Consider the following 21,653-nt stretch of genomic DNA (forward strand, 5'->3'; position numbering starts at 1 on the left):
GTGAGGAGGTGGGCACAGTGACGAGGCGACCGCCGTGGATCACCCCGCGCTGGGTGCTCGCCCTCTCCGGCTGGGCGGCCCTGGCGGCCACCCTGCTGCCGGCCGGCGGCGTTCCGCGGGTCGCGCTGACCACCGCCTTCCTGCTGGTCTGCCCGGGGCTGGCGATGGTGCTGCGGGCCCGGCCCACGCCGGCGCCGCTGACCGCCTGGCCCGGCCGGACGGCCGCGGTCGTCCTGGTGGTGGCGCTGAGCACGTCGGCCGCGGTGCTGGTGGCCGTGCCGCTCCTCCTGGGCGGCGCGTTCACCGTGGCCCGGGCGCTGGCGGTGCTGGCGGCGCTGACCACGGCGCTGGTGCTGCTGCCGCGCCGCTACCGGACCGTCCCCGAGCAGCTGAAGCGGCCCGGCGGTCCCCCCGCGACGGAGGCCGCCCCGCCAGGTTCCCCGCCCGGCGCCGGCCGCCGGACCGTGCGGCGGCAGGCCGGCGGCCTGTTCGTCGCCGTCCTGCTCCTGCTCAGCACGGCCTGCGCCGGGGCCCTCAGCAGCTCCGGGCGGCCGCTGACCGCGGACCCCGAACCGTCCGACACCCCCGGGGCGGCCGGAACACCCGTCCGGACCGACGAACCGGTGGCCCCCGGCCCCTGGCACCAGGTCTTCCGGGACGACTTCGACGGCACCACGCTGAACGCGGCCGACTGGGTGACCTGCTACGACTGGGTGCTCGGCGGCGGCTGCACCAACGCGGGCAACGGTGAGGAGGAGTGGTACCAGTCCGGCCAGGTCGGGGTGTCGGACGGCGTCCTGACGCTGAACGCCCAGCGCGGCAAGCAGCACGGCAGCGACGGCCGGACGTACCCCTGGGCGTCCGGCATGGTCAGCACCGGCCGTGACTCGTACGGCGGAACCCCCCGCCACACCTTCACCTACGGCTACTTCGCGGCCGCGATCAACGCCCCGGCGGAGCCGGCCGGCTTCTTCCCGGCCTTCTGGCTGATCCCCGCCGCCACCCGCGGCACCCCGCCGGAACTGGACGTCGCCGAGTTCCCCAACACCAACCAGTACGTGGACATGAACCTGCACTGGCGCACCCCCGACGGCAACGACGCGCACGTCGGGCGCCGGTTCGGCCCCGCCGACTTCGCCTCGGGCTACCACGTCTACGCACTGGACTGGGAACGCGACTCCGTCACCTGGTACGTCGACGGGGTAGAAAGGTTCAAGGTGACCGACCCGTCGCAGGTCCCGAACGTCGCGATGGAGCTGGTGATCAACCTCGCGGTGGGCTACCTGCAGTCACCGCCGCCCACCGTCGACACCGCCCAGCTCCACGTCCAGTGGGTCGGGGTCTGGCAGCACTGACCGCACGGAGGAGGCCACGCCGGTATGGGACGCAGCGGACCGGCCCTGGACCTGGAGGTCCCGGTGCTCGCCGTCAAGGTCGGGCGCTACCCGCAGACCCCGAGCCATCTCGGCGCGGTGCGCTCCTTCGGCCGGCTCGGCGTCCCGGTCTACGCCATGGTCGAGGACCGGTTCACCCCGACGGCGGTGTCCCGCTACCTGACCGGCGCCTTCGTCCGGCCCAGCACCGGGCGGGAGCCCCCCGAGCAGTTGCTCGCGGCCATCGTGGCGGCCGGCCGGGCGATCGGCCGGCCCAGCGTGGTGGTGGCCACCGACGACGAGTCCGCCGTGCTGCTCGCCGAGCACCGCGAGGAGCTGGCCCCGTACTTCCTGCTGCCGCCGGTACCCGCCGAGCTGCCCCGCCGGCTCGCCAACAAGGTGGACCTGCACGCGATCTGCCAGGACGCCGGTGTGCCCACGCCGCACGCCTGCGCACCGACGGACCGGGCCGGCCTGGTCGAGGCGGGCCGCCGCCTGGGGTACCCGCTGGTGCTGAAGAACCTGGAGCCGTTCACCCGGCTGCGCCACCCGGTGGTCGGCCACACCACGGTGATCAGGAGCGAGCGGGAACTGCTCGCCGCCTGGGCCCGGGCCGCGCCCGCCGACGGCCGGGCCTCCGTCCTGGCGCAGGAGTACCTGCCGGCGGAGCAGGCGGAGGACTGGATCACCCATCTGTGCTGCGGGCCGGACGGCGAGCCGCTGGTGCTGTTCACCGGCCTGAAGCTGCGCTCCTGGCCGCCCGGGCGGGGCGTCACCGCGCGGGCCCGGGCCTGCCCCAATCCGGAGCTGGCCGAGCTCGCAGCCCGGCTCTGCCGGCGGATCGGCTACCGCGGCGTCGCCGACCTGGACTGGCGGCTGGACCTCCGCGACGGCCGCTACAAGCTGGTCGACTTCAACCCCCGGACCGGCGCCCAGTTCCGCCTCTTCGAGACGGTGGACGGGGTGGACGTGGTGCGGGCCCTGCACCTCTCGCTCACCGGGCGCCCGGTGCCCCCGGGCGCCCAGCTCTCGCGCAGCTTCGGGGTGGGGCAGATCGACCTGCTGTCCGTGCTGGCCACGTCCTGGGGCGAGCGCCGGCCGCCGCGGGACGTCTGGCCCCGCCGGAGCACCGAGCGGGCCTGGCTCTGCCGGGACGACCTCGCGCCCACGGTCGCGGAGGCCGCCCGGTTCGGCTGCTCGGTGGTGCGGGTGCTGGCCGGCAGCGTCCGCCGGAGCTGAGCCGGACGTCCGCCGGGGGCCCGCACCGCACAGGCGGGGCCCGGCTCGCGCATCCGGACCGCCGGGGACCGCCGGGGTCAGTGTCCCTGCGCGGCGGCGATCCCCCGGCTGATCCGGCCGGCGGCGAAGGCGGTGCCGCAGACGAAGCGCAGCACCGGCCCGAAGGTGTCCGCCGCCGAGAGCCCGGTGAAGTAAAGCCCCGGGACGGAGGACTCGAAGGTGCCCGAGAGCCGCGGTGCGCCGCCGTTCCCCCGGCGGACCGCCCGGCGCAGCCCCTCGTCCAGCAGGTCGAGCCGGTCGATGTCGACCCCGTACCCGGTGGCCGCCAGCACGTGGTCGGCCTCCAGGGTCTCGCTCCGTCCGTGCGGCCCGCGGAGCCCGAGGCGCAGTTGCCCGTCGCTCCGCTCGACCGAGCGGATCGCGTACCCGGTCAGCAGCGGCAGGCACCCCTCGACGCGGTCCCGCAGCCACCAGGCCCCGGACGGGCCGAGCACCGTGCGCACCAGGTGCGCCCGGGTGGCGTCCGGCAGGTACGGGAAGCCTTGCGGGGCGCGGCTGAAGGCCACGTGCGACCAGCCGGGGCCGAGGTTGGAGCCGGGCTTGGTCAGCCGGAGCGGCAGCGGGCGGTCGGCGCTGAGGTCGCTCTCCGGCGCGTCACCGAACAGCACCCGCCCCGACCGGGCGACCACCGTCGCCGTCGCGCCCGCCTCGTGCAGCAGCGCGGCGCTCTCCAGTGCGGACTGCCCGGCGCCGATCACCGCGACCCGCCGCCCGGCGAAGGCGGCCAGGTCCGCGTGGTCGGAGGTGTGCGAGGCCAGGCCGAGGCCGAGCAGCGGAGCCAGCTCGGCGGGCACCCGGGCGTACGGGCGCAGGCCGGTGGCCATCACCACCGCGCGGCTGGGGTAGGTCTCGCCGCCCCGCAGGGAGACCTGGAACCCGTCACGCCGGTACTCGACGCGGGTCACCACGGCACGCTCGACCTCGGGCACGCACTCCCGCTGGAACCAGTCGCCGTAGCGGATGAACTCGTCGATCGGGATCGGGTACAGGTCGCCGATCGGGGGCAGCCCCTGCCCGGCCCGGAAGTCGCACAGGCGGTGGGTGGCGTACGGGTCCGAGATGTTCGAGGCACGCGGGGTGGACTTCAGGTACATCCCGGCCGGCATCGCGTCCCGCCAGCCGTCCATCGGCTCGCCCAGCACCCGGGCGGGAACCCGCTGGGCGCGCAGGTGGGCGGCGGTGGAGAGGCCGTACGGCCCGGCCCCGATCACGGTGACCGGTACGGCCGGGCCGGTCACGACGGCCGCCCGGGACGGTGCGGGCCCGCGCCGGGCGCGGTGCGGTGGGTCGCCGGCATCGGTGTCCTCCCTCGACGGAAGCCCCCGTTCCAGGGTGCACCGCCCCGCCGCGCCCGGCATCCAGGGCGGCGGGGGCCGGCCGGGTCAGCCGACCAGGCTCGGCAGGGCGATCGAGTGGCCGGTGCGCTCGACCTTGGCCCGGAGGTAGTGGACGTTGCTCTCGGACAGGTGCACGCCGGTCGGCACCCGCCGTCCCACCTCGACGCCCAGGGCGGACAGCTGGGCCGCCTTGTCGGGGTTGTTGCTGAGCAGGTCGATCGCCGGGGCGCCGAGCGCGGCCAGCATCTGCGCGGCGGCCGTGTAGTCCCGGCCGTCCTCGGGCAGGCCGAGGGCGGTGTTGGCGTCGTAGGTGTCCAGGCCGGCGTCCTGCAGGGCGTAGGCGTCCAGCTTGTTGTAGAGGCCGATGCCGCGGCCCTCCTGGCGCAGGTAGAGCAGGTACCCGCCGGCCTCGCTGATCCGCTCGACGGACTCGCGCAGCTGCGGGCCGCAGTCGCAGCGGTCGGAGCCGAACACGTCGCCGGTGAGGCACTCCGAGTGCAGCCGCACCAGCGGGGTGCCGCTGACCTCGCCGAGGGCGAGCGCCAGGTGCTCCGCGCCGTCGTCGAGACCGTGGAAGGTGAGGACCTCGGCGTCGGCGCGGTAGCCGTCGGGGAAGGTCAGCGGGATGCGCACGCGAGAGCGCACGGTGGCGGTGCCGTGCTGCGGCATGCCGGGCCTCCGATGCTGCGGTGGGCGGTCCGGGCGACGGGAGGTCGGATTCGAACCGGTGGACGAGGATCGACCGTACCCCTTAGTTCCAATTTGAACAACTCCCTTTCGGCCCGGCCGCCACGTTCGGCCCAGCAGCCCCGCGCCGCCCGGCCCGCGGCACCGCATTCTGTGGAAGGGCGCCTCCCCGACGGCCGGGGACCGCCAGCCCGAGCCGGACCGCCCGAGAGGAACGCGGACAGATGAAGCAGACCGAAGTCACCGTCGGAGCACCCAGCTGGGCCGAGATCACCACCGCGGACCCGGCGGCCGCCAAGGCCTTCTACGGCGAGCTCTTCGGCTGGCGCGCCGAGACCGACCCGCGTCCGGAGGCCGGCGGCTACACCGTGATGCACCTCGGGGACGCCGCGGCCGCCGGCCTCAGCCCGCTCTACGGGCCCGCGCAGCGCACCGCGTGGACGGTCTCGTTCGCCGTCCAGGACGCCGACGCCACCGTCGCCCGGGTCACCGCGGCCGGCGGACAGGTGCTGATGGAGCCCATGGAGGTGCTCGACATCGGGCGCTTCGCGGTGGTCGCCGACCCGTCCGGCGCGGCCTTCTCGCTCTGGCAGGCCCGTACCTTCGCCGGCGCCGGCGTCTTCAACGACCCGGGCGCGCTCGGCTGGGTCGAACTGCTCACCCGCGACACCGAGGGCGCCGAGGCCTTCTACCCCGCGGTCTTCGGCTGGACGGTGAACGCGGTCGAGTCCTACACCCAGTGGGGCCTGGCCGGCGCCGACTTCGGCGGGATGCTCGCGATGGGCGAGCAGTTCCCGTCCGACCTCCCGCCGCACTGGCTGCCGTACTTCGCCGTCGGGGACGTCGACGGCACCGCGGCCCGCGCCGCCACCCTCGGCGGGGAGGTCCTGATGCCGCCCACCACGGTGCCGGCCGGCCCGCGGATCGCCGTCCTCAAGGACCCGCAGGGGGCCGCCTTCGGCGTCTACCGGGCCGGCACCGAGGGCTGATCCGCGCCCGGCACCGGCGCGGCCGGGCCGGGCCCCGCCGCCGGCCGCCGCCGCGGCCGCAGCGCGAGGGCGCCCGCCACGGCCGTCACGGCCACCGCCGTCAGCGGCACCACGTCACCGATCCGGTCGTACACCGTCCGCTCGGTCGGGGCGGCCGTCGCCAGCCGCACCGTCAGCGCGCCGGTGCGGTCGGTGCCGAGCCGGGCCAGCTCCCGGCCCTGGGCGTCGAACGCCGCCGAGACCCCGGTGAGCGAGGCCTGGACGACCGGGCGCCCGGTCTCGGCGGCCCGCAGCGCGCCCAGCGAGACGTGCTGCTCCGGTGCCCAGGTGTGCTGGAAGGTGGAGGTCGAGGACTGGTAGACCAGCACCCGGGCGCCCTGGTTCGCGGCGGCCCTGGACATGTCCGGGAAGGCCGACTCGAAGCAGATCAGCGCGCCCACCGGCAGCGGCGCGCCCGCCCGGTCGGTGGCGGGCAGGACGTGGAAGGCGGTGCCGGGGGCGCGGTTCTCGCCGGCCGCCCTGCTCACGCCGGCGATCCAGCCGAGCGCGGGCCGCAGCGGGATGTACTCGCCGAACGGCACCAGGCGGATCTTCCGGTAACGGTCGACGATGCCGTCCGGGTCGATCAGCACGGTGTCCTTGGAGATCCGCCCGTCGGCCTTGCGGGCGTCCTCGCCGGCCAGCAGCTGAGCGCCGGTGGCGGCCGACAGCCCGCGCAGGACGGCCAGCGTGGCGGTGTCCCGGTCCAGGTCGGCGGTGCTGCTGCTCTCGCCCCAGACCACCAGGTCCAGCGGCTGCCCGGCCAGTGCGGCGGTCGCCCGGACACCGGCGTCCAGCCGCTGCCCGGCGTCCTCGACCACCCCTGGCTGCACCAGCGCGACGGTCGCGGACCCCGCCGGCGCGGGCGCCGTCCGCAGCGCGAACAGCAGCGGGCCGGCCAGCAGGACGGCGGCGGCGGCGCCGGCCGCCAGGGCGCGGACCGGTCGCCGCCGGGCGCACAGCAGTACCGTGACCGCCGTGTTGGCGGCCACCACCGCCGCGCTGACCAGCCAGACCCCGCCGACCGAGGCCAGCGCGAGCACCGCCGGATGCTGCCACTGGGTCGCGCCGAGCAATGCCCAGGGGCCGCCCAGCGCGTGCCAGGAGCGCGCGAACTCGGTGGTCACCCAGACAGCGGGGACGACCACCAGTGCCGCCAGTGCCCGCCGGGCGGTCACCGGCGGGCGCAGCAGCCGCCACACCGCCAGGCCGACCGCGCCCTGCAGGGCGCCGAAGAGCAGCGCGAGCGGCAGCAGCCCCGGGCCGATCGAGGGGATCAGCCAGTACATCGCGGTGAGGATGAACCCGGCACCGAACCACCAGCCGCGGACGGCCGCCTCCCGGGCGGACGGGGACCGCTGCATCAGCAGCAGGCCCGGTACCAGGCAGACCCAGGCCAGGCTGCCCAGCCCGGCGGCCGGGAAGCACAGCACCGGGACGGCTCCCGCGACCAGTGAGGCGTAGCGAGCGGGCTGGGTCAGGGCGGCTCGGAGTGACATCCTCCGATTGTCCGTTTCGGTGCGTAATGTCACCAGGCCACGCGGCCGGTGACGGTCGAAGAGTTCCACCCGGCCCGCCTGCCCGCGTTCCCGCCGGGGCATGCCCCGGCGGCCGCAGGACGGGCCCGGCTGCGCGCTCAGGCCGCCGGGCCCTGCGCAGCGTCGGTCTCCGCCGGATCAGCCGCCGCCGGATCGGCCGCCGCCGGGTCGGTCAGGGTGATCGCCACCTTGCCGCGGGCGTGACCCCCGGCGAGGTACCGGACGGCCCGGGGGACTTCGTCCAGCCGGAAGCTCCGGTCGAGCAGCGGGGTGACCCGGCCCGCCTCGATCAGCCCGGCCAGCACGCCCAGGTCGGCCCGGCCCGGTACGGCGAGCAGGCCGCGCAGGCGCTGCCGGACGAAGGGCGACAGCAGCAGCGCCCGGAGCGCCCGGTCGGTGCCGCCCAGCCACCGGCCGTCGTGCTCCCCGCCGACGATCACCAGCGTCCCCCGCGGGGTCAGCGCGCGCCGCAGCCGGGACAGCGGGCGGTTGCCCGCGGTGTCGACGATCAGGTCGTAGCGCCGCGGCCCGTCGGCGAAGTCCTCGCGGGTGTAGTCGCTGACGTGGTCGGCGCCGAGGGAGCGGACCAGCTCCGCCTTCGCGGGGCCGCAGACGCCGGTGACCTCCGCGCCGAAGGCCTTGGCCAGTTGGGTCGCGAACGATCCCACCCCGCCGGCCGCGCCGATCACCAGGACGTGCTGCCCGGGCCGCACCCGCCCGGCGTCGCGCAGCGCCCGCAGGGCCGTGACCGCGGACACCGGGACGACGGCCGCCTGTTCGAAGGTCAGGTTCGCCGGCTTCGGTGCGCACCGGTCCTGCCGGACCACGGCGTACTCGGCGAAGGAGCCCGCGCAGGTGCCGAACACCTCGTCGCCGACCCGCACGTCCGTCACCGCGGGGCCGACCGCCGTCACCTGCCCGCAGACGTCCATGCCCCGGGTCCGTACCCGGGGCGCCCGGAGCCCGACGCCGAGCCGCACCAGGTAGGGCAGCCCGGTGGTGAGGTGCCCGACGCCGGGGTCGAGACCGGCCGCGCGGACCCGCACCAGCACTTCGCCGGGGCCGGGCACCGGCCGTTCCACCTCCCGCAGTTCCAGTACCTCGGGCGGGCCGTACCTGTCCTGGACGACGGCCTTCACGGTCGGTCTCCTTCACTGTCCGGCCCGCCGGCCGGCTGGTTGTCCGGGTACTGGAAGACCTCGTCGAGCGGGACGGCGAAGGCCCGGGCGATCTGGAAGGCCATCTCCAGCGAGGGGGAGTAGCGGCCCTGCTCGATGGCGATCACGGTCTGCCGGGTGACGCCGATCCGGGCCGCCAGCTCCGCCTGGGTCATCTCGCCGTGGGTGAACCGCAGGGCGCGGATCACATTGGTGACCCTGGTCGGCTTCACCACGCCGGGAGCCCCCGGCGGTAGGCGACGATCTTGGCGGCGGACCCGAGCACGGCGGACAGGACGAACGCCAGGTAGGTCGCGTTGGCGATCCAGAACGGGTCGAGCCGGGCCAGCGCCATCCCGAGGGCGCTCACCCCGCCGAGTACCACGAAGGCCTGCCCGATCCGCTCGCCGAAGCGGTGGATCTCGCGGTCCCGCTGGTCCTTGCGGCCGCAGTCCTCGCGGGTGGTGAGCGCGGCCGCGATGGTGAGCACGATCGTCGCCGTCACCGCGGCGAGGACGCTCCACAGCAGGGCGGCCGCGTACGGCAGCCGGTCGACCGGGGCGCCGCCGGCCCCGCCGAGTACGGCGGCGAGGTACCCGGCGTAGGTCACGACGGTGACCACGCCCATGATCCATACGCGTTTCTCTTCGAGTGGCATGGCAGCAATGTAAAGAAAAACAGACAGCATGTCCAGATTCTTTGACATTGGAGGGGCGCGGCGGCCTGCGCGAGGGTGTGAGGGCGCGAGGGTGTGAGGGCGTGAAAAAGGCTGCCCCGACCGTGAAGGTCGGGGCAGCCGGGTGCGGCCGGTCAGGGCCGGTGCGGTCAGGCAGGGCTCAGCCCTCGCCCTCCAGGTCGCCCTCGGTCTCCAGGAAGGCCGCCTGCAACTGCTCGATCAGCTCCGGGTCGGGCTCGGCCCACAGCCCGCGGCTCGCCGCCTCCAGCAGCCGCTCGCTGATCCCGTGCAGCGCCCACGGGTTGGCGCCGGCCAGGAACTCCCGGTTGGTCGGGTCGAGCACGTACTCCTGGGTCAGCTTCTCGTACATCCAGTCGGCGACCACGCCGGTGGTGGCGTCGTAGCCGAACAGGTAGTCCACGGTCGCCGCCATCTCGAAGGCGCCCTTGTAGCCGTGCCGGCGCATCGCCTCGATCCAGCGCGGGTTGACCACCCGGGCGCGGAAGACCCGGGCCGCCTCCTCGGTGAGGGTGCGGGTGCGGACGGTCTCCGGGCGGGTCGAGTCGCCGATGTACGCCGTCGGGGCCTTGCCGGTGAGCGCCCGGACGGTGGCCACCATGCCGCCGTGGTACTGGAAGTAGTCGTCCGAGTCGGCGATGTCGTGCTCACGGGTGTCGGTGTTCTTCGCCGCCACGGTGATCCGCTTGTACGCCGTCTCCATCTCCTCGCGGGCCGGCCGGCCCCCGAGGTCGCGGCCGTAGGCGTAGCCGCCCCAGACCGTGTAGACCTCGGCCAGGTCGGCGTCGGTGCGCCAGTCCCGGCTGTCGATCAGCTGGAGCAGACCGGCGCCGTAGGTGCCCGGACGGGAGCCGAACACCCGGACGGTGGCCTTGCGCTCGTCGCCGTGCACCGCGAGGTCGGCCTGCACGTGCGCCCGGACGTAGTTCTGCTCGTCCGCCTCCTCCTGGCGGGCGGCCAGGCGCACCGCGTCGTCCAGCAGGTTGACCACGTGCGGGAAGGCGTCCCGGAAGAAGCCCGAGATGCGCAGCGTCACGTCGATCCGCGGCCGGCCGAGTTCGGCCAGGTCGATCGCCTCCAGGCCGGTGACCCGGCGCGAGGCGTCGTCCCAGACCGGGCGCACGCCGAGCAGGGCGAAGGCCTCGGCGATGTCGTCGCCGGCGGTGCGCATCGCGCTGGTGCCCCAGAGCGAGAGGCCGACCGAGACCGGGAACGCGCCGTCGTTGTCGGCCTGGTAGCGCTCGACCAGCGAGGCGGCCAGCGCCTGGCCGGTCTCCCAGGCGAGCCGGCTGGGCACCGCCTTCGGGTCCACGGAGTAGAAGTTGCGGCCGGTCGGCAGCACGTTGACCAGCCCGCGCAGCGGGGAGCCGGACGGGCCGGCCTTGACGAAGCCGCCGCGCAGCGCGTGCAGCACCGCGTCCAGCTCGTCGGTGGTCGCGGCGAGCCGCGGGACGAGCTGGCGGGCGCCGAAGTCCAGCACCTCGGCGACGGCCGGCGGCAGCCCGGCGGCGACCTTCTCGACCGCCTCCGGCGCCCAGTCCTCGGCCTCCATCGCCTCCACCAGCTCGCGGGCCTTCGCCTCGGCCGCGTCGGTGGCGCCCAGCTTCAGCGCCGCCTCGTCCAGGCCGAGAGCCTCGCGCAGGCCGGGCAGCGCGGCGACGCCGCCCCAGATCTGCCGGGCCCGCAGGATGGCCAGCACGATGTTGACCCGGTCGACGCCGGCCGGGGCCTGGCCCAGCACGTGCAGGCCGTCCCGGATCTGGGCGTCCTTCACCTCGCAGAGCCAGCCGTCGACGTGCAGCAGGAAGTCGTCGAAGCCGTCGTCCTCGGGCCGCTCGTCCAGCCCGAGGTCGTGGTCGAGGCGGGCGGCCTGGATCAGCGTCCAGATCTGGGCGCGGACGGCCGGCAGCTTGGCCGGGTCCATCGCGGCGATGTTGGCGTGCTCGTCGAGCAGCTGCTCCAGCCGGGCGATGTCGCCGTAGCTCTCGGCGCGGGCCATCGGCGGCACCAGGTGGTCGACCAGGGTGGCGTGCGCGCGGCGCTTGGCCTGGGTGCCCTCGCCCGGGTCGTTCACCAGGAAGGGGTAGACCAGCGGCAGGTCGCCGAGCGCGGCGTCCGGGCCGCACTCCGCGGACAGCGCGGCGGTCTTGCCGGGCAGCCACTCCAGGTTGCCGTGCTTGCCGAGGTGGACGACCGCGTCGGCGCCGAAGCCGCCGTCCTCCTGGGCGGCCGCGATCCAGCGGTAGGCGGCCAGGTAGTGGTGCGAGGGCGGCAGGTCGGGGTCGTGGTAGATCGCGACCGGGTTCTCGCCGAAGCCGCGCGGCGGCTGGATCAGCACCAGCAGGTTGCCGGCCCGCAACGCCGCCAGCACGATGTCGCCGTCCGGGTTGACGCTGCGGTCCACGTACAGCTCGCCGGGGGCCGGGCCCCAGTGCCGCTCGACCTCCTCGCGCAGGCCTTCCGGCAGCTCGGCGTACCAGCGACGGTAGTCCGCGGCGGGGATCCGCACCGGGTTGCGGGCGAGCTGGTCCTCCGTCAGCCAGTCCTGGTCGTAGCCGCCGGCCGCGATCAGGGCGTGGATCAGCGCGTCGCCCTCGTGGGTGTCGTTCAGTGCCTGCGCACTCGCCTCCGGGCCCTCGGACCGGGGGGCGAGGCCCGGCAGCGCGTCCGGCCCGTCCAGCGGCCCGAGGTCCATGCCCTCCTCGCGCAGCCGGGTCAGCAGGCGCACCGCGCTCGCCGGGGTGTCCAGGCCGACCGCGTTGCCGACCCGGGCGTGCTTGGTCGGGTACGCGGAGAGCACCAGCGCGAGCCGCCGTTCGGCGGCCGGGATGTGCCGCAGCCGGGCGTGCCGCACCGCGATGCCGGCCACCCGGGCGGCCCGCTCGGGGTCGGCGGCGTAGACGGTCAGGCCGTCCTCGTCCAGCTCCTTGAAGGAGAACGGGACGGTGATCAGGCGGCCGTCGAACTCGGGGACGGCGACCTGGGTGGCGGTGTCCAGCGGGGAGAGGCCGTCGTCGCTGGCCTCCCAGGCGGCGCGGGACCAGGTCAGGCAGAGCGCCTGGAGGATCGGGCGGTCCAGCGCGGCCAGCGCGCCCGCGTCCCAGGCCTCCTCGTCGCCGCCGGCCGAGGCGTCGGCGGGGCGGGTGCCGCCGGCCGCGAGCACGGTGGTGATGATCGCGTCCGCCTGCCCCAGCTCGGCCAGCAGCTCGGGCTCGGCGCCGCGCAGCGAGGAGCAGTACAGCGGGCGCGGGCGGGCGCCCTTGTCCTCGATCGCCCGGCAGAGCGTCTCGACGAAGGCGGTGTTGCCGCTCATGTGGTGGGCGCGGTAGTAGAGCACCGCGATCACCGGGCCGTCGGCGTTCTCCGCCGACGCGGTGCGCTCCAGCGGGCCCCACTCGGGCGCGGAGGCGGGCGCGGCGAAGCCGTGGCCGGTGAGCAGGACGGTGTCGGAGAGGAAGGCGCCGAGCTCGGCGAGGTTCGCCGGGCCGCCGTGCGCGAGGTAGGCGTGCGCCTCGGCGGCGATGCCGGCGGGCACGGTGGACAGCTCCATCAGCTGGGCGTCCGGGGCCTGCTCGCCGGTCAGCACGATCACCGGGCGGGGGCCGGCCAGCAGCGCTTCCAGGCCCTCCTGCCAGGCGCGGCGCCCGCCGAGCAGGCGGACCACCACCAGGTCGGTGCCCTCCACCAGCGCGGGGAGGTCGGCGGCGGTGAGCCGGGCGGGGTTGCCGAGGCGGTAGCCGACCGGGCCCTCGCAGGCACGGGCGCTCAGCAGGTCGGTGTCGGAGGTCGACAGAAGCAGGATCATGCGAAGGCCCTCCCGGCCTCGATGGCGGGCAGGGCTACGAGCACGGGTGTCGGCGCGGGTCCGGACCCGGGCAGGGGCACGGCGCCCGGCGCGGGCGGGAGCCCGGGCGCAGGCATGCGGCAGCGCATAGGTCGAGCCTTCCTCGGGGTCCGCGCCCCGTGGGGGATCCCCGGCCGTCGGGCCGGGGGGATCGGGACGGCAGGAGTTCCTGGCTCCCACGGTCGGTGAACCGTGGTCACAGTGGCGGGACCGCACCGGGTTCGCACCGGTTTCCTCCCCTTTGCGCCGTCTCTGGCGTGAGCGGACCCCGAAGGATCCGCCCGGGAGCATAGTAGGTGCTGGGGGTGATCCACGGGACAGAGTCCCCGGCCGGATCCTGGGTATGCTCGCCGCCATGTCACCCTCACCCGACCCCGCAGGACCGGGCCCCGGCGTGCCCGACCGGGCGCGCGGGGACGCGTGTCCGGGGGCCCTTCGCCTACACACCGCCGACGACGGCTCGCTCGCCCGAGTCCGGCTGCCCGGCGGGCTGCTGACGTCACGTCAGGCAATCGCGCTGGCCGACGCAGCCGAGCAGCTCGGGGACGCCCACCTGGAGACCACCTCGCGCGGGAACGTCCAGTTGCGCGGCCTCCCCGAGGACTGCGGGCAGGACCTCGGCGCCCGGCTGCGGGCCGCCGGCCTGCTGCCCTCGGACCGGCACGAGCGGGTCCGCAACATCGTCGCCTCGCCGCTGGCCGGCGTCGACGGCAACGGGCATGCGGACGTGACCACTTGGGCCCGCGAGCTGGACGCCGCCCTGTGCGCCGCCGACTGGACCACCGCGCTGTCCGGCCGCTTCCTGTTCGCCCTCGACGACGGCCGGGGCGACGTCGCCGCGCTCGACGCCGATGTGACATTGATCGCAAGCCCCGACGGGCCGGCACTCCTGCGCCTGGGCCGTGCCACCACCGGGGTGCTGGTCCCGGCCGGACAGGCCGTCGCCGCGGCGATGCGTGCCGCCGGGGACTTCCTCGCCCTGCTGGGCGAGAGCGGCACCAAGGCCTGGCGGATCCGCGAGGCCGACCCCGACGGCACCCGGCTGACCCCGCCCGGACACCCCGTCGTCCCGCTGCCCGCCCTGCCCGGCGCGCCGCCGCAGGCCGGCCCGGTGACCGGCCCGGACGGACGGCACGGCCTCTCGGTCGGACTGCCGTTCGGACGCGCCGCCGTCGCGCAGTGGCGGCTGCTCGCCGCGGCCGCCGCCGACGGCGCCGGCGAACTGCGGGTGACCCCGTGGCGCGGTGTGGTGCTCCCCGGCCTCGACCCGGCCCGCTCGGCGGGCTGGGCCGGCCGGCTGGCCGCCGCCGGCCTCGGGCTCGACCCGCACTCCCCGTGGGAACGCGCCATGGCCTGCACCGGGACCCCCGGCTGCGCCAAGTCCCTGGCGGACGTCCGCGGCGACGCGGCCCGCGCACTGGCCGCCGCCGGCCGCGCCGGCGGCCGCCTGCTGCCCGTGCACTGGTCGGGCTGCGAACGGCGCTGCGGGCATCCGGCGGGCGAGTGGGTGGACGTGCTCGCCACACCGGACGGATACCGGGTGGCCGTCCGCCGCCCGGACGGCACGTCCACCGACCAAGCAACGACAACGCAACAGACGGCCGACGCAGTGGCCCGGGCCCGGAGGACCAAGTGATCGAGTACGAGAAGGACGGGGCGGCGATCTACCGCGAGTCCTTTGCCACCATCCGGGCCGAGGCCGACCTGGCGGGCCTGCCCGCCGACGTCTCGCAGGTCGTGGTGCGCATGATCCACGCATGCGGCATGACCGACCTGGTCGAGGACCTGCTGTGGTCCCCGGGCGTGGTGGCGGACGCCCGCAGGGCGCTGCGCGCCGGCGCGCCCATCCTCTGCGACGTGTCGATGGTCGCCAGCGGGGTGACCCGCAAGCGGCTGCCGGCCGACAACGAGGTGATCTGCACCCTGTCCGACCCCTCGGTGCCCGAGCTGGCGAAGAAGATGGGCAACACCCGCAGCGCCGCCGCCATGGAGCTGTGGCTGCCCCGGCTGGAGGGCGCGGTGGTCGCCGTCGGCAACGCGCCGACCTCGCTGTTCCGGTTGCTGGAGCTGATCGAGGCGGGCGCGCCGCGCCCGGCCGCCGTGATCGGCGTCCCGGTCGGCTTCATCGGCGCCGCCGAGTCCAAGCAGGCCCTGGCCGAGCACCCGTCCCGGCTGGAGCACCTGGTGGTCCGCGGCCGGCGCGGCGGCAGTGCGATGGCCGCCGCGGCCATCAACGCGATTGCGAGTGAAGAAGAGTGACGGACAGTCAGGCAATCATAGGAGGAACCGGGCGGCTCTACGGCGTCGGCCTTGGCCCCGGCGACCCCTCGCTGGTCACCGTGCGCGCCGCCGAACTCATCGGCAAGGCCGACGTGGTGGCGTACCACAGCGCCCGGCACGGCCGCTCGATCGCCCGCTCCATCGCCGAGCGCTACCTGACCGAGGGACAGGTCGAGGAGAAGCTGGTCTACCCGCTGACCGTCGAGACCACCGACCACCCCGGCGGCTACCGCGGCGCCATCGACGAGTTCTACGAGGAGGCCGCCGCCCGGCTGGCCGCCCACCTGGACGCCGGCCGCGACGTGGTGGTGCTCGCCGAGGGCGACCCGCTCTTCTACGGCTCCTACCAGCACATGCACAAGCGGCTCGCGCACCGCTACCCGACCGAGGTGGTGCCCGGCGTGACCTCGGTCAGCGCCGCCGCCGCCCGGCTCGGCCGCCCGCTGGTGGAGGCCGAGGAGGTGCTGACCATCCTGCCCGGCACCCTGCCGGAGGAGGAACTGGCGGCCCGGCTGGCCTCCACCGACTCGGCCGTGATCATGAAGCTCGGCCGGACCTTCCCCACCGTGCGCCGCGCGCTGGAGCGGGCCGGCCGGCTGGAGGACGCCCAGTACGTCGAGCGCGCCACCATGGCCGCCGAGCGGACGGCCCCGCTGGCCGAGGTCGACCCGGACACCGTCCCGTACTTCTCGGTGGCCGTGCTGCCGAGCCGGATCGACCGGCCCGTCCCCGCGCCCGTGCCCGGCGAGGGGGAGGTGGTGGTGGTCGGCACCGGCCCAGCCGGACCGCTCTGGCTCACCCCGGAGGCCCGCGGCGCCCTCGCCGGCGCCACCGACCTGGTCGGCTACACCACCTACCTGGACCGGGTGCCGGTCCGGGCCGGCCAGCAGCGGCACGGCTCGGACAACAAGGTGGAGGCCGAGCGGGCCGAGTTCGCCCTGGACCTCGCCCGGCGCGGCCACCGGGTGGCCGTGGTCTCCTCCGGCGACCCCGGCGTCTTCGCGATGGCCACCGCCGTCCTGGAGGCCGCCGGCGCCGACCCGTACCGCTCGGTGCCCGTCCGCGTGCTGCCCGGCATGACCGCCGCGCACGCCGCCGCCTCCCGGGTCGGCGCGCCGCTCGGCCACGACTACGCGGTGGTCTCGCTCTCCGACCGGCTCAAGCCCTGGACGGCGATCGCCCGCCGCCTTCGCGCGGCCGCCGAGGCCGATCTGGTGCTGGCGCTCTACAACCCCGGTTCGAAGAGCCGCACCACGCAGGTCGGCCTGGCCCGCGACCTGCTGCTCGAACACCGCGCCCCGGAAACCCCCGTGGTGATGGCCCGGGACGTCGGCGGACCCACCGAGCGGGTGCGGACCGTCCGGCTGGCCGACCTGGATCCGGCCGAGGTCGACATGCGGACCCTGCTGCTGATCGGCTCCTCGCAGACCCGGATCGTCGAACGCGACAACGGCACCGAGGTCGTCTGGACCCCGCGCCGCTACCCCGAGGACTGAGCACGACGACGGCCCGCTCGGGCCCCGGTCACCACCGGGGCCCGAGCGGGCCGCGTCCGTCCGGGCCGCCGAGTGCCCGGACGGGCGTCGTTCAGCGGGCTGTGGCGGGGAAGTTGAGCCGCATCACGGCGTCGAAGGCGACGTCGGGCAGCAGCCGCCGGGCGCCCATGGTGGCGCGGGCCAGCGCCCCGATGGCGTACCGGGGGCGCGGTCGGGCCGTGGTGGCAGCCCGGACGATCACCTTGGTCGCGGCCTCGGCCGGCACCGCGCCGTTGCGCCGGTTGAAGGTCCTGTTGGCGTACATGTCGGCGAGTTCGGCCCGGAACCGGCCGTACGGGTCCTGCTCGTCGTGGGCCGTACCGCCCTGCATGGTCTCCACCGCGGTGCCGGCGAACCCGGTGATGGTGGGGCCGGGCTGGACCACCACGACCTTCACCCCGAACGGCGCCACCTCCAGCCGCAGCGAGTCGCTGATCGCCTCCACCGCGTGCTTGCTGGCGTGGTAGAAGGCGCCGCCGGGCGGGGAGAAACGGCCGCCCATGGACGAGATGTTGACGATCCGTCCGCTCCCCGCGCGGCGCATCCCGGGCAGCACCAGCTGGGTCATCCGCACCAGGCCGAAGACGTTGGTGTCGAACTGCCGGCGCACCTCCTCCGGGGTGGCCAGCTCGACCGGCAGGTGCAGCCCGTACGCGGCGTTGTTGACCAGGATGTCCACGGTGCCGCGCTCGGCCTCGATCCGTGCGACGGCGGCCGCCATCGAGTCCTCGTCGGTGACGTCCAGGGCGAGCGTGGCCAGGCCCTCGGCCGCCAGGTCGGCGAGCGTCTCCGGGTGCCGGGCGGTGGCGTACACGTGGTGGCCCTGCCGGTGCAGGGCGAGCGCGGTGCGGCGGCCCATGCCGGTGGAGCAGCCGGTGATCAGGACGGTCCGCGGTCGGGTGGGGGTGCTCACGAGTCGGCCTTTCGGTGCAGGAGGTCCCAGACGGCGTCTTCCGCCACCTTCAGGGACGCGGGGGAGAGTTTGCCGATGCCGCCGGGGCGCAGGTGCTTGACCAGCCCGGTGAACGCGCCGATGGCGAGGGCGACCAGTTGCTGCGGGTCCCCGTCGCGGATCTCGCCGGAGCGCTGGCCGCGCTCGATGAAGTCGGAGGCGACCCGGTCGACCTCGGCGGCCAGGGCCTGGCTCTCGGGGGCGAGGAAGGTGTCGTGCTGCTGGTGCTCCAGGAAGACGAACGCGTCGTGGGCGCTGCCCGCGTACCGGGTGAAGCCGAGCCAGAACCGGCCGAACTCCTCGCGGACGGTGTGCACCGGACCGCCCTCGACCAGCGCGTCGTTCAGCTGGTCGAGCAGGCCGCGCTTGGCGTACTGGAAGGCCGCGTTGCCGAGCGCCTCCTTGCTGGGGAAGTACCGGTAGATGCTGCCGACGCCGACCCCGGCCCGCTGGGCGACGGCGGGCATCTGGGTGCCCTCGTAGGTGCGCTCGGCGAAGAGGGACAGCGCGCTGTCCAGGAGCTGCTGGGCGATGTCGGGTTTTCTGGGCACGGAATGAATGTTCATTCCGCCCGGCGCCGATGTCAAGCAGGGCCGATGTCAGGCAGGACGGCGTCGGGGGTGCGGCGGGCCGCCGGAGCGGTCCGCCGCACCCCCGGAGGGCGGGCCGGCGATGCCTACCGGCCGCCGTTCCCGTGCCCGTCCCCGTGCCCGGCCTCGGGCAGACCCAGGTGGCCGCGCAGGGTCGTCGCCGTGTACGCCGTCCGGAACAGGCCGCGCCGCCGGAGCTCCGGCACCAGGCCGTCCACCAGTGCGTCGAGGTCCTCGGCGAGCTGGGCCGGCCGCAGCCGGAACCCGTCCGCCCCGCCGTCGCGGAACCACTCCTCCAGGCGGTCCGCCAGCCCGGCCGGGGTGCCCGCGAACACGGCGGCGTCGCTGGTGAAGGGCTCGCCGTCGAGGGCGTCCAGGTCCGCCAGCCGCTCCTGGGCGGCCGCCTCGCTGCCCGCCAGCACCACGTTCAGGTCCGCGAACAGCCGGAAGGGCGTCTCGGCCCGGCCGGCCTCCTTGCGCAGCCCCTCCACCTCCTCGCGGATCTCCACCAGCCCGGCGGTGTCGGCCGGCGTGACGAAGCCGACCTCGGCGTGCCGGGCCACCAGGCGGTAGGGGATCGTGGCGTGCCCCAGGATCGCGGTCACCGGCCGGCCCTGCGGCGGGCGCGGGACGCCGGCGCTGCCGGATGCCCGCACATGGACGCCTTCCAGGTCCGCCGGGCGGATCAGCGCCTGGTCGACGAACCGCCCGCCCGCCAGGTCGCCCAGCAGTGCGCCCGGCGCCCAGCTGTCCCAGTAGCCCAGCACCGCCCGGGTGAACTCCTCGGCCTCGTCGAAGAGTTCGACGAACAGTGGACCGCCCTCGGGTTCCAGTGCCAGCTTCAGCTGCTCCGGCGTGACGTCCACCCGGGGCCGCCAGCCGGCCCGGCCCGCGCTCAGGTGGTCCAGGGTCGCGATCCGGTCCGCCACCTCGCCGGGGAGCCGGCCGGTCAGGCCGGTCGGCACCAGTCCGATCCGGCTCGTCGCCGCGGCCGCCACCGCCAGCACCTGGGCCGCCTCCAGCCGGCCGAGCGCCCGGCCGTCCCGGTGGGCGTGGATCGGCCGGGAGTCGTCCAGCGTGACGAAGTCCAGCAGCCCCTCCTCGGCCCGCCGCACCGCGTCCAGGTGCAGGGCGGCGGATCCGAAGGCGGACTCCGGTGTGCGCGCGGTCCGCCGCCAGGCGGCCGGGTGGGCCCCGAACCCGTCCAGGGATACGGCGAGATGCAGCTGACGTCCGACGCTCATGGTCACTCCCGGGTGCTTCGCGGTGACGGAACGTCCGCCCCCGTCCCAGCGTGGCGGCGGAGTACGAACGTTGTGCTGCGGCGGTGTGAACCATGCCCCGGACCGGCGCCCCGCGAACCGGCCGGCCGGGGGCCGGCGGCTTCGGGGACGGCGGCCGGGATTTCCGCCCGACGGCCGAGGAGTGCCTCCCACCCCCTTCGCCGGCTGCCGAAGGACGCGGGACCACCGCCTGGACGAGGGTCACGCCGGTAACGGCCGATACTTTCTGACGCGTCATCAACTCCTTGTTGGATCAGCCCGCTTGCCGGTGCGAATCCGGCCAGCGTGGCTGGACGGAGGGCGTTGTGGTGGGCCGCACAGCGTCGCGAGGATCGCGGACACCAGGGGGCCCGGTGCCGGGTGGCGAAGCGACAGCGGCCCCGGCGGCGTCGGGCAGTGGCTCCCGGCTGCCGGCTGCCGGCTGCCGGCGGTGCCGGCCGGCAGGGACGCACCCGGCGCAGTCCGGCTCGTTCGCGGGGGCGGGTGATCCGGCCCGGCCCCGGCTGGCCCGGCCACCGTCCCGGCCGCCGTCCCGGCGCCGCGCCGGGCCGCCGACCGGGACCCAGCTGGGACGATGCGCGGCCGACAGGGGAACATGGACGGTGGCGGCCACCCCCGGCCGTGGTGCGGGCGACAGGGCGGGTGAAGGGACGGGTGGCGTCGATGGGAGCGTCCACTGGCTGGGTGCGAGGCGGGCCGGCCTCGGTGGCCGGGCTGCCGCCGGCCGGAGCCGGCCGGACAGGCCTCGGGGGCACCCGTGGCTGAGCTCGGGGGCCGGGCGGCCCAGCTGAGGAGCAGCGGACTGCGGCACGGCTGGACGACCGGGGCCTGCGCGACCGCCGCCACCAAGGCCGCGTACACCGCGCTGCTCACCGGCGGCTTCCCGGACCCGGTGACGATCACGCTCCCCAAGGGCCAGCAGCCGGCTTTCGCCCTGGCGGTCGAGGAGTTGGCCGACGGCCGGGCGATGGCGGGGGTGGTGAAGGACGCCGGGGACGACCCGGACGTCACCCACGGCGCGCTGATCCGCTCGACCGTCCGCCGGGGCGAGCCCGGCAGCGGTGTGGTGTTCCGGGCCGGGCCCGGGGTGGGAACGGTCACCAAGGCCGGGTTGCCGTTGCCGGTGGGGGAGCCGGCCGTCAACCCGGTGCCCCGGCAGATGATGCGGGACGCCGTCGCCGAGGTGGCGGCCGCCCACGGGGGCAGCGGCGACGTGGTGGTGGAACTCTCGGTCGACCACGGCGAGGAGATCGCCCGCTCCACCTGGAACCCCCGGCTCGGCATCCTGGGCGGCCTGTCGATCCTCGGCACCACCGGCATCGTGGTGCCCTACTCCTGCTCGGCGTGGATCGACAGCATCCGGCGCGGGGTCGACGTGGCGAGGGCGGCGGGGCGTACGCACGTGGCCGGCTGCACCGGCTCGACCTCGGAGAAGGTCGCCGTCGCCGTGCACGGGCTGCCCGAGGACGCGCTGCTGGACATGGGCGACTTCGCCGGCGCGGTGCTGAAGTACCTGAAGCGCCACCCGGTGCCACGGCTCACCATCGCGGGCGGTTTCGCCAAGCTCTCCAAGCTGGCCGCCGGGCACCTGGACCTGCATTCGGCCCGCTCCCAGGTCGACAAGGGCTACTTGGCGGGCCTGGCCCGCGAGGGCGGCGCCGGGCCGGAGCTGGTCCGCGCCGTGGGCGACGCCAACACCGCCCTGGAGGCGATCCAGCTCTGCCGGGCGGCCGGCGTGCCGCTCGGCGACCTGGTGGCCCGGGCGGCCCGGGCCACCGCGCTGGGGGTGCTGGTCGGCTCGCCGGTCGCGGTCGACGTGATCTGCATCGACCGGGCGGGCATCATCGTCGGCCGCGCCGAGCCGCTGGGCCCGCCCGCCGGGCGGGCCTGACCGGCGCGCCACCGCGACGGCGCGGGCCGGGCCGGGTCGTGCTCCGCCCCCGGCCGGTGCCCCGCCACGCGGGCCGGGTGCCGGCCCCGGCGCGGGGGACGCGGTGCGAGGCCGGACCCGTCGGCTGCGAAGGCGGCCGCTGCCGCGGGCCCGGGCCACCGCAGT

General features: G+C 75.7%; 17 protein-coding genes and 1 riboswitch. Of the genes, 7 read left to right on the forward strand and 10 right to left on the reverse strand.

Annotated features, from left to right (window positions below):
• Nucleotides 1-17: 17 nt before the first annotated feature.
• Both J2S46_RS32020 and J2S46_RS32025 read left to right on the forward strand, forming a co-directional pair.
• The gene (locus J2S46_RS32020) at nt 18-1,355 is read left to right on the forward strand and encodes a glycoside hydrolase family 16 protein (RefSeq protein WP_191288019.1); all 1,338 of its coding nucleotides are present in this window, start codon (nt 18-20) and stop codon (nt 1,353-1,355) included.
• A 24-nt stretch (nt 1,356-1,379) separates the two neighbouring features.
• Entirely contained in the window at nt 1,380-2,612 is a 1,233-nt protein-coding gene (locus J2S46_RS32025; protein ID WP_191288020.1) for a carboxylate--amine ligase, read from the forward strand.
• A 77-nt stretch (nt 2,613-2,689) separates the two neighbouring features.
• Here J2S46_RS32025 and J2S46_RS32030 read toward each other — a convergent pair whose 3' ends face one another.
• Together J2S46_RS32030 and J2S46_RS32035 are read right to left on the reverse strand one after the other, a co-directional pair.
• Complete coding sequence (locus J2S46_RS32030; protein ID WP_229912007.1) at nt 2,690-3,910, reverse strand: NAD(P)-binding domain-containing protein; 1,221 nt, start codon at nt 3,908-3,910, stop codon at nt 2,690-2,692.
• Nucleotides 3,911-4,054: 144 nt separating this feature from the next.
• Nucleotides 4,055-4,678 carry a GTP cyclohydrolase II gene (locus J2S46_RS32035; protein ID WP_191288022.1) on the reverse strand — a complete coding sequence of 208 codons (624 nt, stop codon included), beginning with the start codon at nt 4,676-4,678 and terminating at the stop codon, nt 4,055-4,057.
• Between the two features lie 242 nt (nt 4,679-4,920).
• Here J2S46_RS32035 and J2S46_RS32040 point away from each other — a divergent pair, with 242 nt between their 5' ends.
• The gene (locus tag J2S46_RS32040; protein WP_191288023.1) at nt 4,921-5,685 is read left to right on the forward strand and encodes a VOC family protein; all 765 of its coding nucleotides are present in this window, start codon (nt 4,921-4,923) and stop codon (nt 5,683-5,685) included.
• On the opposite strand, the gene lnt is transcribed toward J2S46_RS32040, so the two are convergent.
• The 5 genes from lnt to cobN all read right to left on the reverse strand — a co-directional run bounded on the left by lnt (nt 5,661) and on the right by cobN (nt 12,918).
• On the reverse strand, nt 5,661-7,223 hold the full coding sequence (gene lnt, locus J2S46_RS32045) for an apolipoprotein N-acyltransferase (RefSeq protein ID WP_191288024.1): 1,563 nt from the start codon (nt 7,221-7,223) through the stop codon (nt 5,661-5,663). The genes J2S46_RS32040 and lnt overlap by 25 nt on opposite strands.
• Before the next feature lie 137 nt (nt 7,224-7,360).
• Entirely contained in the window at nt 7,361-8,401 is a 1,041-nt protein-coding gene (locus tag J2S46_RS32050; RefSeq protein WP_191288025.1) for an NAD(P)-dependent alcohol dehydrogenase, read from the reverse strand.
• The gene (locus J2S46_RS32055) at nt 8,398-8,655 is read right to left on the reverse strand and encodes a helix-turn-helix transcriptional regulator (protein WP_191288026.1); all 258 of its coding nucleotides are present in this window, start codon (nt 8,653-8,655) and stop codon (nt 8,398-8,400) included. Before J2S46_RS32055 ends, J2S46_RS32050 begins: the two co-directional genes overlap by 4 nt.
• Nucleotides 8,649-9,077 (reverse strand): hypothetical protein, encoded by a 429-nt coding sequence (locus J2S46_RS32060; protein ID WP_191288027.1) that lies wholly within the window; start codon nt 9,075-9,077, stop codon nt 8,649-8,651. Before J2S46_RS32060 ends, J2S46_RS32055 begins: the two co-directional genes overlap by 7 nt.
• Nucleotides 9,078-9,255: 178 nt before the next feature.
• On the reverse strand, nt 9,256-12,918 hold the full coding sequence (gene cobN / locus J2S46_RS32065; RefSeq protein WP_191288028.1) for a cobaltochelatase subunit CobN: 3,663 nt from the start codon (nt 12,916-12,918) through the stop codon (nt 9,256-9,258).
• A gap of 197 nt (nt 12,919-13,115) precedes the next feature.
• A riboswitch (cobalamin riboswitch) is annotated at nt 13,116-13,225 on the reverse strand.
• Between the two features lie 87 nt (nt 13,226-13,312).
• On the opposite strand from cobN, the gene cobG reads away from it, so the two are divergent.
• Genes cobG through J2S46_RS32080 form a run of 3 tightly spaced genes read left to right on the forward strand, consistent with a single transcriptional unit; the run spans nt 13,313 to nt 16,733 of the window.
• A complete protein-coding gene (cobG, locus tag J2S46_RS32070) occupies nt 13,313-14,593 on the forward strand; it encodes a precorrin-3B synthase (RefSeq protein WP_229912009.1) in 1,281 nt (426 codons plus the stop codon).
• Entirely contained in the window at nt 14,590-15,216 is a 627-nt protein-coding gene (locus tag J2S46_RS32075; RefSeq protein WP_073921659.1) for a precorrin-8X methylmutase, read from the forward strand. Before cobG ends, J2S46_RS32075 begins: the two co-directional genes overlap by 4 nt.
• On the forward strand, nt 15,213-16,733 hold the full coding sequence (locus J2S46_RS32080; protein ID WP_191288030.1) for a precorrin-2 C(20)-methyltransferase: 1,521 nt from the start codon (nt 15,213-15,215) through the stop codon (nt 16,731-16,733). Before J2S46_RS32075 ends, J2S46_RS32080 begins: the two co-directional genes overlap by 4 nt.
• Before the next feature lie 91 nt (nt 16,734-16,824).
• Here the strand turns inward: J2S46_RS32080 and J2S46_RS32085 are convergent, their stop codons facing one another.
• The 3 genes from J2S46_RS32085 to J2S46_RS32095 form a co-directional block, all read right to left on the reverse strand.
• A complete protein-coding gene (locus J2S46_RS32085) occupies nt 16,825-17,685 on the reverse strand; it encodes an SDR family NAD(P)-dependent oxidoreductase (RefSeq protein WP_229912022.1) in 861 nt (286 codons plus the stop codon).
• Nucleotides 17,682-18,275 (reverse strand): TetR/AcrR family transcriptional regulator, encoded by a 594-nt coding sequence (locus J2S46_RS32090; RefSeq protein WP_191288031.1) that lies wholly within the window; start codon nt 18,273-18,275, stop codon nt 17,682-17,684. The genes J2S46_RS32085 and J2S46_RS32090 overlap by 4 nt, the downstream gene beginning before the upstream one ends.
• A 125-nt stretch (nt 18,276-18,400) precedes the next feature.
• Nucleotides 18,401-19,558: an LLM class flavin-dependent oxidoreductase gene (locus tag J2S46_RS32095; RefSeq protein ID WP_191288032.1), complete on the reverse strand. Its 1,158-nt coding sequence runs from the start codon at nt 19,556-19,558 to the stop codon at nt 18,401-18,403.
• A 796-nt stretch (nt 19,559-20,354) separates the two neighbouring features.
• On the opposite strand from J2S46_RS32095, the gene J2S46_RS32100 reads away from it, so the two are divergent.
• Entirely contained in the window at nt 20,355-21,488 is a 1,134-nt protein-coding gene (locus J2S46_RS32100) for a cobalt-precorrin-5B (C(1))-methyltransferase (protein ID WP_191288033.1), read from the forward strand.
• The last annotated feature ends 165 nt before the right edge of the window (nt 21,489-21,653 follow it).

Origin of the sequence: Kitasatospora herbaricolor, from assembly GCF_030813695.1 — a bacterium.
Lineage (GTDB): Bacteria > Actinomycetota > Actinomycetes > Streptomycetales > Streptomycetaceae > Kitasatospora > Kitasatospora herbaricolor.

Bases quoted from the DNA above. Each gene is read 5' to 3' on its own strand.
- J2S46_RS32095 (WP_191288032.1), bottom strand. From the start codon at position 19,558: ATGAGCGTCGGACGTCAGCTGCATCTCGCCGTATCCCTGGACGGGTTC.
- J2S46_RS32060 (WP_191288027.1), bottom strand. From the start codon at position 9,077: ATGCCACTCGAAGAGAAACGCGTATGGATCATGGGCGTGGTCACCGTC.
- J2S46_RS32035 (WP_191288022.1), bottom strand. From the start codon at position 4,678: ATGCCGCAGCACGGCACCGCCACCGTGCGCTCTCGCGTGCGCATCCCG.
- cobG (WP_229912009.1), top strand. From the start codon at position 13,313: ATGTCACCCTCACCCGACCCCGCAGGACCGGGCCCCGGCGTGCCCGAC.
- cobN (WP_191288028.1), bottom strand. From the start codon at position 12,918: ATGATCCTGCTTCTGTCGACCTCCGACACCGACCTGCTGAGCGCCCGT.
- lnt (WP_191288024.1), bottom strand. From the start codon at position 7,223: ATGTCACTCCGAGCCGCCCTGACCCAGCCCGCTCGCTACGCCTCACTG.
- J2S46_RS32040 (WP_191288023.1), top strand. From the start codon at position 4,921: ATGAAGCAGACCGAAGTCACCGTCGGAGCACCCAGCTGGGCCGAGATC.
- J2S46_RS32025 (WP_191288020.1), top strand. From the start codon at position 1,380: ATGGGACGCAGCGGACCGGCCCTGGACCTGGAGGTCCCGGTGCTCGCC.